Origin of the sequence: Staphylococcus devriesei, from assembly GCF_002902625.1 — a bacterium.
Taxonomy (GTDB): domain Bacteria; phylum Bacillota; class Bacilli; order Staphylococcales; family Staphylococcaceae; genus Staphylococcus; species Staphylococcus devriesei.
In genome coordinates, this window is record NZ_PPRG01000029.1 from 20,987 (window position 1) to 34,513 (window position 13,527).

The 13,527-nt window shown below is 34.5% G+C and carries 9 protein-coding genes; all 9 read left to right on the forward strand.

The genetic code is table 11. From position 1 onward, the window contains the following. The first annotated feature begins 3 nt into the window (after positions 1 to 3). Entirely contained in the window at positions 4 to 786 is a 783-nt protein-coding gene (locus CD147_RS04605; protein WP_103166270.1) for a phosphatidate cytidylyltransferase, read from the forward strand. A gap of 217 nt (positions 787 to 1,003) precedes the next feature. Beyond that, positions 1,004 to 2,290, forward strand: a complete 1,287-nt coding sequence (rseP, locus tag CD147_RS04610; RefSeq protein ID WP_103166271.1) for an RIP metalloprotease RseP — start codon at positions 1,004 to 1,006, stop codon at positions 2,288 to 2,290. Positions 2,291 to 2,308: 18 nt separating this feature from the next. Next, positions 2,309 to 4,009 carry a proline--tRNA ligase gene (locus tag CD147_RS04615; RefSeq protein ID WP_103166272.1) on the forward strand — a complete coding sequence of 567 codons (1,701 nt, stop codon included), beginning with the start codon at positions 2,309 to 2,311 and terminating at the stop codon, positions 4,007 to 4,009. 313 nt (positions 4,010 to 4,322) lie between these two features. Continuing rightward, positions 4,323 to 8,633, forward strand: coding sequence for a PolC-type DNA polymerase III (locus tag CD147_RS04620; RefSeq protein ID WP_103166318.1), 4,311 nt, complete (start codon positions 4,323 to 4,325; stop codon positions 8,631 to 8,633). Between the two features lie 163 nt (positions 8,634 to 8,796). Further along, entirely contained in the window at positions 8,797 to 9,264 is a 468-nt protein-coding gene (gene rimP / locus CD147_RS04625; protein ID WP_103166273.1) for a ribosome maturation factor RimP, read from the forward strand. A 19-nt stretch (positions 9,265 to 9,283) separates the two neighbouring features. Further along, the gene (gene nusA, locus CD147_RS04630; protein ID WP_103166274.1) at positions 9,284 to 10,522 is read left to right on the forward strand and encodes a transcription termination factor NusA; all 1,239 of its coding nucleotides are present in this window, start codon (positions 9,284 to 9,286) and stop codon (positions 10,520 to 10,522) included. Between the two features lie 23 nt (positions 10,523 to 10,545). Continuing rightward, a complete protein-coding gene (gene rnpM / locus CD147_RS04635) occupies positions 10,546 to 10,830 on the forward strand; it encodes an RNase P modulator RnpM (RefSeq protein ID WP_103166275.1) in 285 nt (94 codons plus the stop codon). Further along, positions 10,827 to 11,144 carry a YlxQ family RNA-binding protein gene (locus tag CD147_RS04640; protein WP_103166276.1) on the forward strand — a complete coding sequence of 106 codons (318 nt, stop codon included), beginning with the start codon at positions 10,827 to 10,829 and terminating at the stop codon, positions 11,142 to 11,144. The genes rnpM and CD147_RS04640 overlap by 4 nt, the downstream gene beginning before the upstream one ends. Positions 11,145 to 11,148: 4 nt before the next feature. Then, positions 11,149 to 13,296: a translation initiation factor IF-2 gene (gene infB / locus CD147_RS04645; RefSeq protein WP_103166277.1), complete on the forward strand. Its 2,148-nt coding sequence runs from the start codon at positions 11,149 to 11,151 to the stop codon at positions 13,294 to 13,296. The last annotated feature ends 231 nt before the right edge of the window (positions 13,297 to 13,527 follow it).

The window sequence follows — 13,527 nt, forward strand, 5'->3', positions numbered from 1 at the left end:
CGTATGAAAGTAAGAACTTTAACCGCGCTTATTGCGTTAATAATTTTTCTGCCTATTTTATTAAAAGGTGGAACTATTTTAATGTTATTTGCTTACCTATTAGCATTAATTGCCTTAAAAGAACTTTTAAATATGAATATGATTAAATTTCTTTCTGTACCCGGTATATTTAGTGCAGTGGCATTAATCATTATTATGTTGCCACAAGCTGCCGGCGATTGGGTAAATGATATTCAATTAAAAAGCTTAATAGCAATGAGCTTTATATTGCTTAGTTATACTGTACTTTCTAAAAACAGATTTAGTTTTATGGATGCAGCATTTTGTTTAATGTCAGTAGCTTATGTAGGCATAGGATTTATGTATTTCTATGCTACACGCTCTGATGGCTTACACTATATCCTTTATGCATTTTTAGTTGTATGGCTCACGGATACTGGAGCGTATCTCTTTGGCCGTTTAATGGGAAAACACAAACTCTGGCCAGTGATTAGTCCCAATAAAACAATAGAAGGTTTTATTGGCGGGCTGATTTGTAGTTTAATAGTGCCATTAGTTATGTTATTCTTCGTAGACTTTCATCTAAACATTTGGTTATTATTGGTTGTAACAATTATCCTAAGTATGTTCGGACAATTAGGAGATTTAGTTGAGTCAGGTTTCAAACGTCATTTTGGTGTGAAAGATTCTGGTCGTATTTTACCTGGTCACGGTGGAATACTCGACCGATTCGATAGCTTTATGTTCGTCTTGCCATTACTCAACATCTTATTAATACAAATGTAGCAAGAATTTAACGTTCTGTTTATATATGAAAAAAGTATAATGATATAATTGAGGAGTTATTGAGTTCACATTTCAGTAGATTTACTAGATAATGTAATTCTTAACTCCTTTTCTTAAAAATAAAATTCTTGAATAATTCAACTAAATAATACATAATCTACATCATTCTAAAAGAAGAATAGTTGTAGAAAAAATAAAGTTAAATGAGGTGTGGCATGTGAGTTATTTAATCACGATTGTCTCATTTATTATCGTATTTGGTGTGCTTGTGACAGTACACGAATATGGTCATATGTTTTTTGCAAAGCGTGCAGGAATTATGTGTCCAGAGTTTGCGATTGGTATGGGACCCAAAATATTTAGTTTTCGTAAAGACGAAACGTTATACACTATTCGTTTGTTGCCTGTAGGCGGATATGTAAGAATGGCCGGAGATGGATTAGAAGAGCCTCCAGTCGAACCCGGCATGAGCGTTAAAATTAAATTAAACGATCACGATGAAATTACACATATCATTTTAGATGATCAACATAAATTCCAACAAATTGAAGCAATTGAAGTGAAAAAATGTGATTTTAAAGATGAATTATATATTGAAGGTATTACCTCTTATGATAATGAACGTCATCATTATCCAATCGCTAAAAAAGCTTATTTTGTTGAAAATGGTAGCTTGATTCAAATTGCACCAACAAATCGCCAGTTTACACATAAAAAACCGTTGCCGAAATTTTTAACATTATTTGCGGGGCCATTATTTAATTTCCTACTAGCATTAGTGTTATTTATAGGGTTAGCTTATTACCAAGGGACGCCAACTTCAACAGTAGGACAAATAGCAGATAATTTCCCTGCTCAAAAGGCAGGACTAAAATCAGGCGATAAAATTGTTCAGGTAGGTAATCATAAAGTTAATGATTTTGAAGCAATCCAATCAGCAATGAAAGACATTAAAGATAATAAAACGACTATTAAGGTTGAAAGAGATAACCAAACTAAATCTTTTGATATTACGCCTAAAAAGCAAGTCATTAAAAAAACAAAATTAAATTCTGAAACGAATTACGTTTTAGGCTTTCAACCTCAAAGAGAACATACTATAGTTAAACCACTTGCTCTCGGTTTTAGTCAATTTATTGATGCAAGCACGTTAATATTCTCAGCTGTAGGCGGTATGATAGCGAGTATTTTCACAGGTAATTTCTCATTCGATATGTTAAATGGGCCGGTTGGCATTTATCATAATGTGGATTCAGTAGTGAAACAAGGCATTATAGCGTTGACATATTATACGGCATTGCTAAGTGTAAACTTAGGTATTATGAATTTATTACCTATTCCGGCACTAGACGGTGGTAGAATTCTATTTGTAATTTATGAAGCGATTTTCAGACGTCCAGTTAATAAAAAGGCTGAAACAGCAATCATTGCTGTTGGTGCATTATTTGTAGTTATTATTATGATATTAGTAACTTGGAACGACATTCAACGCTATTTCTTATAGATTTAGGAGGATAAAGATATGAAACAATCGAAAGTATTTATACCAACGATGAGGGAAGTGCCTGCTGAAGCAGAGGCACTAAGTCATCAATTATTATTAAAAGCAGGGTTGATTAAGCAAAGTACAAGCGGGATTTATAGTTATTTACCACTCGCAACGCGCGTATTAAATAATATTTCTAGAATTATTCGTGAAGAAATGGAACGTGTTGATGCGGTTGAAATCTTAATGCCTGCGCTACAACAAGCAGAATTATGGGAAGAATCAGGTCGTTGGGGAGCTTATGGCCCAGAATTAATGCGTTTAAAAGACCGTAATGGGCGAGAATTTGCTTTAGGACCTACACATGAAGAAGTAGTGACATCAATTGTGCGTGATGAGTTGAAATCATATAAACGATTACCACTTACTTTATTTCAAATTCAATCTAAATTCCGCGATGAACAACGTCCGCGTTTTGGGTTATTACGTGGCCGAGAATTCATTATGAAAGATGCGTATTCATTCCATGCTGATGAAGCATCATTAGATCAAACATATCAAGATATGTATAACGCTTATAGCCTTATCTTTAAACGTGTAGGTATTAATGCTCGTCCGGTTGTAGCTGATTCCGGAGCAATTGGCGGTAACCACACACACGAATTTATGGCTTTAAGCCAAATCGGTGAAGATACGATAGTGTTTAGTGAGTCTAGTGATTATGCAGCTAATATTGAAAAAGCAGAAGTAGTTTATCATCCTAATGAAAAACATACTGAAATAGCAGAACTTGAAAAAATTGCTACACCTAATGTGAAGACGGCTCAAGAATTGGCTGATTTTTTAAATCGTCCTCTTGATGAAATTGTAAAAACAATGATTTTTAAAATTGACGGCGAGTTTATTATGTTCTTAGTACGTGGACATCATGAATTAAACGAAGTGAAAGTAAAAGCACATTTTGGTACTGATAATATTGACATGGCAACTCAAGATGAAATCGTGAACTTATTAGGTGCGCATCCAGGTTCACTTGGACCAATTCATGATAATGAAATTAAAATCTATGCTGATAACTACGTTAAAGATTTAAATAATTTAGTCGTAGGCGCAAATGAAGATGGTTATCATTATGTTAATGCTAATATAGAGCGCGATTTCAATGTTGATGAATACGGCGACTTCCGCTTCATTCTTGAAGGTGAACAATTAAGTGACGGTTCAGGCGAAGCTAAATTTGCTGAAGGTATTGAAGTCGGACAAGTCTTTAAATTAGGTACTAAGTATTCAGAATCTATGAATGCAACATTCTTAGATAATCAAGGTAAAGCACAACCATTAATCATGGGTTGCTATGGTATAGGTGTATCTAGAACATTAAGTGCCATTGTTGAACAAAACAACGATGAAAATGGGATTATATGGCCTAAATCAGTTACGCCATTTGACTTACATTTAATTACGATTAACCCTAAAAAAGAAGAACAATTAGAATTAAGTAATCAATTATATTCACAATTACAACAACAATATGATGTGCTTTATGATGACCGTCAAGAACGAGCAGGCGTTAAATTCAACGATGCAGATTTAATTGGTTTACCAATTCGTATTGTCGTAGGCAAACGAGCTGCTGAAGGTATCGTCGAAGTAAAAGTACGTCAAACTGGCGAAAGTGAAGAAGTGCATATTGATGACCTTGCTAAACATGTAACTTCTTTATATGAGAACTTATAAATATATAAATAAGAGCAGTCTGGAATATTTCATTGTAAGATGTTCTAGACTGCTTAATTTTAGCAGTAGGCAAGTATAATCGAAATGAATTTATTTCGTTATGATTATAATAAGAGAGCGTGAAATCTTAAGTATCAAGTTAGATTTCTTTGTCGCTCTCTTTTCTATTTAAAAATAAAAAGATTAAACGTCATCTATGAAAAAGTTAGATTACAGTAGTATAATATAAAGCAAGTTTGCAAACAGCAGCTCACAAAAAGAAAGAAACAAGCAAAGTAATTAGTAAGAAATAAGGTGGTTATCCATTGTGGCAATGACAAGTCAGGAAAAATTTAGAGTTCTCGCAGAACAAATTAAAATGTCTGAGCAATTAGATAAAGAGATAATTGAACAAGGCGAGTTAACTCGAGTAAATGTATCAAATAAAAATAGAACATGGGAATTTCAATTTACATTGCCTCACTTTCTTTCAAATGAAGATTATTTAATCTTCACAAATGCAATTACTGAAGAATTTAAAGAAATTGCAAAAGTAGACTGGCATTTTACAATTCAAAATACAAGTAACCAAGATGAGCATGCATTAAAATATTTTGGACATTGTATTGAACATACGGCATTATCTCCTAAAGTCAAAGGCCAGCTTAAACAAAAACGTTTAATTATGTCAGGTAATGTATTAAAAATTATGACCTCTAATGATATTGAAAGAAATCATTTTGACAAAGTATGTAACGGTAGTTTAGTTAAAGCTTTTCAAAAATGTGGTTTTAATATAGATAAAGTAGTATTTGAAACGGATGATTCAAGTTCAGATGATGACTTAGCCTCACTAGAAGCACATATTCAAGAAGAAGATGAGAAAAGTGCGAGAGAAGCTACTGAAAAATTAGAAAAAATGAAAGCTGAAAAAGCTAAACAACAAGATAATAACGAAAGCAATGTAGATAAATGTCAAATCGGTAAACCAATTCAGGTTGAAAATATTAAACCAATTGAGTCAATTATTGAAGAAGAATTTAAAGTAGCTATTGAAGGGGTTATCTTTGATATTAACCTGAAAGAATTAAAAAGTGGTCGTCATATAGTAGAGTTAAAAGTTACTGACTACACAGATTCACTAGTTTTAAAAATGTTTACCCGTAAAAATAAAGACGATTTAGATCACTTCAAAGCTTTAAGTGTAGGTAAATGGGTGCGTGCGCAAGGTCGTATCGAAGAAGATACCTTTGTACATGATTTAGTAATGATGATGTCTGATATTGAAGAAATTAAAAAAAGTCCAAAACAAGATAAAGCGAAAGACAAGCGCGTAGAATTTCACTTGCACACTGCTATGAGCCAAATGGACGGTATTCCAAATATTGGAGCGTATGTTACTCAAGCAGCTAATTGGGGGCACAAAGCAATTGCTGTAACTGATCATAACGTGGTTCAAGCCTTTCCTGACGCTCATAGTGCGGCTGAAAAGAATGGCATTAAAATGATTTACGGTATGGAAGGTATGTTAGTAGACGATGGTGTGCCAATCGCTTACAAACCTACAGACCGTAATTTAAAAGAAGCTACTTATGTCGTATTTGACGTCGAAACTACTGGTTTATCAAATCAATACGACCAAATTATTGAATTAGCAGCAGTTAAGGTACACGATGGTGAGATTATTGATAAATTCGAACGTTTTAGTAATCCACACGAAAAGTTATCAGAAACAATTATTAACCTAACGCACATCACTGATGACATGTTAACCGATGCTCCAGAAATTGATGAAGTACTTACTGAATTTAAAGAATGGGTAGGAGATGCTATATTCGTAGCGCATAACGCTTCATTCGATATGGGCTTCATCGACACAGGATATGAACGCCTTGGCTTCGGTCCTTCTACTAACGGGGTTATTGATACACTTGAACTATCACGTACGATTAATACTGAATATGGTAAGCACGGTTTAAATTTCTTAGCTAAAAAGTATGGTGTTGAACTTACTCAACACCACAGAGCGATATACGATACTGAAGCTACTGCTTATATATTCATCAAAATGGTTCAACAAATGAAAGAACTTGGTGTAACGAACCATAAAGATATTAATCAAAAATTAACTAATGAAGATGCGTATAAACGTGCGCGTCCTACACACGTAACTTTGATTGTACAAACACAAGAAGGGTTAAAAAACCTATTTAAAATTGTTAGTGCATCATTAGTCAAATATTATTATCGAACACCTAGAATTCCACGTTCATTATTAAATGAATATCGTGAAGGGATTTTAGTCGGTACAGCATGTGATGAAGGTGAGCTCTTTACAGCGGTTATGCAACGTGACCAATCAGAAGTTGAAAAAATTGCTCAATACTATGATTTTATTGAAGTTCAACCGCCTAAACTTTATCAAGATTTAATCGACCGTGAGTTAATTCGCGATACCCAAACGTTATATGAAATATATGACCGTATTTTAAAAGCTGGAGAGAGCACGGGTATTCCAGTATTAGCTACAGGAAACGCGCACTATTTATATGAACACGATGCAATAGCTCGTAAAATCTTAATTGCCTCTCAACCTGGTAATCCACTTAACCGTTCAACTTTACCAGAGGCACATTTTAGAACGACTGATGAAATGTTGGATGAATTCCATTTTCTTGGGGAAGAGAAGGCGTATGAAATCGTAGTGAAAAATACGAATGAGTTAGCTGATCGTATTGATAAAGTGATACCGATTAAAGATCGGCTCTATACACCACGTATGGATGGAGCAAACGAAGAAATACGTGAATTAAGCTATTCTAATGCGAAGAAATTATATGGCGAAGATTTACCACAAATTGTTATTGATCGTTTAGAAAAAGAATTAGCAAGTATTATTGGAAATGGATTTTCTGTTATTTATTTAATTTCGCAACGGCTTGTTAAAAAATCATTAGACGATGGATACCTTGTAGGTTCACGTGGTTCTGTAGGTTCAAGTTTTGTAGCGACCATGACAGAAATTACCGAAGTTAATCCGCTTCCGCCACATTATATTTGTCCTCATTGTAAAACGAGTGAGTTCTTTGATGATGGTTCTGTAGGTTCAGGATTTGATTTACCGGATAAACAATGTAGTTCATGTGGCGCTGATTTAATTAAAGAGGGGCAAGATATCCCATTCGAAACATTCTTAGGATTTAAGGGGGATAAAGTTCCCGATATTGATTTAAACTTTAGTGGGGAATATCAACCTAATGCTCATAACTATACAAAAGTACTATTCGGGGAAGATAAAGTCTTTCGTGCTGGTACAATTGGCACCGTGGCTGAAAAGACTGCATTTGGTTACGTAAAAGGCTATCTAAATGATCAAGGTATTCATAAACGTGGTGCCGAAATTGATCGTTTAGTTAAAGGATGTACTGGTGTCAAACGTACAACAGGTCAGCACCCTGGTGGTATCATTGTTGTTCCGGATTATATGGATATTTATGATTTCACACCAATACAATACCCGGCGGACGATCAAAGTGCTTCATGGATGACTACACACTTTGATTTCCATTCTATTCATGATAATGTATTAAAACTTGATATACTAGGGCACGATGACCCTACGATGATACGTATGTTGCAAGATTTATCTGGCATCGATCCGAAGACGATACCTGTTGATGATAAAGAAACAATGCAGATCTTTAGTAGTCCTGAAACGCTAGGTGTAACAGAAGAAGATATACTATGTAAAACAGGAACGTTCGGTGTACCTGAATTTGGTACAGGATTTGTTCGCCAAATGTTAGAAGATACGAAACCTACTACGTTCTCTGAACTTGTTCAAATCTCAGGTTTATCTCACGGGACAGATGTATGGTTAGGTAACGCTCAAGAACTAGTTCGTTCTGGAATATGTGACCTCTCAGGAGTAATCGGATGTCGTGATGATATTATGGTTTACCTAATGTATGCTGGATTAGAACCTTCAATGGCTTTCAAAATAATGGAATCAGTACGTAAAGGTAAAGGCTTAACAGACGAAATGATTGAAACAATGAAGGAAAATAATGTACCTGATTGGTATTTAGATTCATGTCTTAAAATAAAATACATGTTCCCTAAAGCCCATGCGGCTGCATATGTCTTAATGGCAGTTCGTATAGCTTACTTTAAAGTGCATTATCCTTTATATTATTATGCGTCTTATTTCACAGTTCGTGCATCAGATTTCGATTTGATAACTATGATTAAAGATAAGGAAAGTATTAAAAATACAATTAAAGATATGTATTCTCATTATATGGAATTGGGTAAAAAGGAAAAAGATGTCTTAACTGTATTAGAAATTATGAATGAAATGGCTCATAGGGGTTATCGCATGCAACCCATTAGCCTTGAGAAGAGTCAAGCTTTCGACTTCATTATTGAAGACGACACGCTTATTCCACCATTTATTGCAGTGCCAGGCCTTGGTGAAAACGTAGCAAAACGTATCGTTGAAGCACGTGAAGATGGTCCATTCTTATCTAAAGAAGACTTAAATAAAAAAGCGGGCTTATCACAGAAAATCATCGACTATTTAGATGATTTAGGTTCTTTACCCGATTTACCAGATAAAGCTCAACTTTCAATTTTTGATATGTAATAAAACATTATTGTATTTAGCGCATCAGTTTATGTAAGTGAAAAGGCTTAATTTGTTTAACAAATTAAAGTGTGATATACTTATGATGCGTAAAAAATTAGACTCAGGCAGAAAGAGTGGGCATATACCCGCTCTTTTCTATTTGCCAAAAAAGGAGGCCTGTATGAGTAAGATAACTGAAGAAGTAGAAACTATCATTACTCCTATTTTAGATGACTTACATTTCGAATTAGTTGACGTTGAATATACTAAAGAAGGTAAAGACCATTTTTTGAGAATTTCTATTGATAAAGAAGGCGGCATTGATTTAAATGATTGCACGCTTGCTTCTGAAAAGATTAGCGAAGCAATGGATGAAAATGATCCAATCCCAGAAATGTATTACTTAGATGTAGCATCACCGGGCGCAGAACGTCCGATAAAAAAAGAAAAAGATTATCAAAATGCGATTGAGAAACCAGTGTTTATATCATTGTATGCGCCAATTGAAGGTGACAAAGAATGGTTAGGTATTTTAAAAGCTGTTGATGATGAAACAATAACTATGGAAGTTAAAGAAAAAGCTAAAACTAAACAAATTGAAATACCAAGAAATAAAATAGCAAAAGCACGTCACGCTGTAATGATTTAACGTGTGAGGAGGAATAATTGTGGCAAGTAATGAATTATTATTAGCAACTGAATATTTAGAGAAAGAAAAGAAAATTCCAAGAGAAGTATTAATTGATGCGATTGAAGCAGCATTAATCACTGCTTATAAAAAGAACTATGATAGCGCAAGAAATGTACGCGTTGAATTAAATATGGATGAAGGTACGTTTAAAGTTATTGCACGTAAGGAGGTTGTGGAAGAAGTATTTGACGACCGTGATGAAGTAGATTTAAGTACAGCACTTGTTAAAAACCCAGCTTATGAAGTAGGCGACATTTATGAAGAAGATGTTACTCCTAAAGACTTCGGTCGTGTAGGCGCTCAAGCAGCTAAACAAGCTGTAATGCAACGTTTAAGAGATGCTGAAAGAGAAATTTTATACACTGAATTTATCGATAAAGAAGATGATATTCTAACTGGTGTTATTGATCGTGTTGATCATCGCTATGTATATGTAAACTTAGATCGTATTGAAGCGGTGCTTTCTGAAGCCGAAAGAAGTCCTAATGAAAGTTATATTCCGAATGAACGAATCAGAGTTTATGTTAATAAAGTTGAACAAACAACTAAAGGTCCTCAAATTTATGTTTCAAGAAGCCATCCTGGTTTACTTAAACGTTTATTTGAACAAGAAGTTCCAGAAATTTATGATGGTACCGTTATTGTTAAATCAGTAGCCCGCGAAGCTGGTGATCGTTCAAAAATTAGCGTATACTCTGACAATCCAGATATAGATGCAGTCGGCGCTTGTGTAGGTGCTAAAGGCGCACGTGTAGAAGCGGTAGTAGAAGAACTAGGTGGAGAAAAAATTGATATCGTTCAATGGAATGAAGATCCAAAAGTATTTGTACGTAATGCTTTAAGTCCATCACAAGTACTTGAAGTTATCGTTGACGAAGAAAATCAATCAACTATTGTTGTAGTACCTGACTATCAATTATCACTTGCTATCGGTAAAAGAGGACAAAATGCACGCTTAGCTGCTAAACTTACTGGTTGGAAGATTGATATTAAATCAGAAACGGATGCACGCGAAGCTGGCATTTACCCAGTGATTGAATCAGAAGAACAAGCTGATGAAATTGTAATGTCTGGTGATGAAGATGTTGAATTTGATGATGTTAATTTAGAAGAATCAAACTTAACTACTGCAGAACTAGCAGCTGATATCGACACTCCATCTGAGGACAGTGAAGAAACTACTTCTGAAAATGATGAACAAAATAAAGACATTTAAGCAGAAATTGGGGTGAGTGATGAATGAAGAAGAAAAAAATTCCAATGCGTAAATGTATTATTACCAATGAAATGCGTCCAAAAAAGGAAATGATTCGCGTTGTTATCAATAAAGAAGGCGAAATATTTGCTGATGGAACGGGTAAACAACAAGGAAGAGGCGCTTATGTTTCTAAAGATGTAAAAAGCGTGGAAGAAGCACAACAAAAAGGCGTACTTGAAAGATACTTTAATGAAAGTCCTGAAAAATTAGATCCTGTATATAAAGAGGTTATAAGACTAATCTACAGAGAAGAGATTCCAAAATGACCAAGCAACAAATATTTAATTTTTTAGGATTAGCAATGAGAGCTAGAAAAGTAAAATCAGGAGAAGCAGTGTTATTAACTGAAATAAAAAAACAACAAGCTAAACTTGTAATCTTAGCGTCTGATGCTTCTGAGAACTCTTTAAAAAATATAAAAAATAAATGTGAAACATACAACGTCCCATTTAGAATTTTTGGTACGAGAGCAGAATTAGGACAATCTTTAGGCAAGGCAGAGCGTGTAAATGTTGGCGTAACAGATATTGGGTTTGCGTCCAAGCTTGTGTCTATGATTGATGAATATAGTAAGGAGTGATTATATGAGTAAAAAAAGAATTTACGAATATGCGAAAGAATTAAATGTTAAAAGTAAAGAGATTATCGATGAGTTGAAGAAAATGGACGTAGAAGTTTCCAATCACATGCAAGCACTAGAGGACGACCAAATAAAGGTGCTTGATAAGAAATTCAAACCACAACAAAGTGGTAACAATAACGCTAAGCAAAATACTCAAAATAATCACCAAAAACAACAAAGTAATAACAACAATAATAAAAATAACAATAAACAAAACAATAAAGGAAATCCTAATATTAAAAATAATAACGGTAATAAAAACAATAAAAACAATAAGAACAATAGCAATAATAAAAACAATAAAAATAACAAAAAAGGTAAGAACAATAATAAACAAGCTACAGAACCAAAAGAAATGCCAGCTAAAATTACTTATGAAGAAGGCATCACAGTTGGCGAATTAGCTGATAAATTAAACATTGAATCTTCAGGCGTTATTAAAAAATTATTCCTACTAGGTATTGTCGCTAATATTAACCAAGCGTTAGATGAAGAAACGTTAGAATTAATAGCAGACGATTACGGTGTAGAAATCGAAAAAGAAGTTGTGGTTAACGAAGAAGACTTATCAATTTACTTCGACGATGAAGAGAATGATCCAGATGCAATTGAAAGACCAGCAGTTGTAACAATCATGGGACACGTAGACCATGGTAAAACAACATTGCTTGATTCAATTCGTCATACTAAAGTTACGGCTGGAGAAGCTGGCGGTATCACACAACATATCGGTGCTTACCAAATTGAAAATGCCGGTAAAAAAATTACATTCTTAGATACACCAGGACACGCAGCCTTTACAACAATGCGTGCACGTGGAGCACAAGTCACTGACATTACTATTTTAGTTGTTGCTGCAGATGATGGTGTTATGCCACAAACAATTGAAGCTATTAACCATGCTAAAGAAGCTAACGTTCCTACAATAGTAGCAGTTAATAAAATCGATAAACCGACAGCTAATCCTGATCGTGTAATGCAAGAATTAACAGAATATGGATTAATCCCAGAGGACTGGGGTGGCGAAACTATCTTTGTCCCACTTTCAGCATTAAGTGGTGACGGTATTGATGATTTACTTGAAATGATTGGATTGGTAGCAGAAGTTCAAGAATTAAAAGCAAATCCAGATAAACAAGCTGTAGGTACTGTAATTGAAGCAGAATTAGATAAATCACGTGGTCCAGCAGCTTCATTATTAGTTCAAAATGGTACACTACACGTTGGAGATTCAATTGTAGTAGGTAACACGTATGGTCGTGTTCGTGCCATGGTCAATGACCTTGGTCAAAGAATTAAATCAGCCGGCCCTTCTACTCCAGTAGAAATTACAGGTATTAACGATGTGCCTTTAGCAGGTGATCGCTTCGTCATCTTTAAAGATGAAAAACAAGCACGTCGTGTAGGTGAAGCACGTCATGAAGCTAGCGTTATTCAACAACGTCAAGAAAGCAAAAATGTTACTTTAGATAACTTGTTTGAACAAATGAAACAAGGTGAAATGAAAGATCTTAACGTCATTATCAAAGGTGATGTTCAAGGTTCAGTTGAAGCATTAGCTGCATCATTAATGAAGATTGATGTTGAAGGCGTAAATGTACGTATTATTCATACTGCAGTAGGTGCAATTAATGAATCAGACGTAACATTAGCTAACGCTTCTAACGGTATTATTATCGGATTTAATGTTCGCCCAGATGCTGGCGCTAAACGTGCTGCTGAAGCTGAAAATGTAGACATGCGTCTTCACCGTGTTATTTACAATGTTATCGAAGAAATCGAATCAGCAATGAAAGGCTTATTAGACCCTGAATTTGAGGAACAAGTTATTGGTCAAGCTGAAGTTCGTCAAACATTTAAAGTTTCTAAAGTAGGTACAATCGCAGGTAGTTATGTAACTGAAGGTAAAATCACTCGTAACGCTGGCGTACGTATTATTAGAGACGGAATTGTATTATTTGAAGGTGAATTAGACACATTAAAACGTTTCAAAGATGATGCTAAAGAAGTAGCACAAGGTTACGAATGTGGTATCACTATCGAAAAATTCAATGATATTAAAGAAGGCGACATCATTGAAGCATTCGAAATGGTAGAAGTTGCAAGATAGTCATAGACACGAATGAAAGATAAGAGGCTGGGATGTTTATATAAAATGTCCCAGCCTCTCATATGGCATGGTTAAAGTGAAATGTTGTACATGTTAAAATAGCACTTACTTTTTTCAGCACTCTTGTCTAAATTTATAGATAGTTTCTATTTCATAATCGTAACTAATATTTAAATTATGAAAATTAATATCCAAATCATTGATAATTATCATGATATAGATATATTTATC

Excerpts from the sequence above, each read along its gene's own strand:
- CD147_RS04620 (WP_103166318.1), top strand. The coding sequence starts at position 4,323 with ATGACAAGTCAGGAAAAATTTAGAGTTCTCGCAGAACAAATTAAAATG.
- CD147_RS04640 (WP_103166276.1), top strand. The coding sequence starts at position 10,827 with ATGACCAAGCAACAAATATTTAATTTTTTAGGATTAGCAATGAGAGCT.
- infB (WP_103166277.1), top strand. The coding sequence starts at position 11,149 with ATGAGTAAAAAAAGAATTTACGAATATGCGAAAGAATTAAATGTTAAA.
- rimP (WP_103166273.1), top strand. The coding sequence starts at position 8,797 with ATGAGTAAGATAACTGAAGAAGTAGAAACTATCATTACTCCTATTTTA.
- CD147_RS04615 (WP_103166272.1), top strand. The coding sequence starts at position 2,309 with ATGAAACAATCGAAAGTATTTATACCAACGATGAGGGAAGTGCCTGCT.
- rnpM (WP_103166275.1), top strand. The coding sequence starts at position 10,546 with ATGAAGAAGAAAAAAATTCCAATGCGTAAATGTATTATTACCAATGAA.
- CD147_RS04605 (WP_103166270.1), top strand. The coding sequence starts at position 4 with ATGAAAGTAAGAACTTTAACCGCGCTTATTGCGTTAATAATTTTTCTG.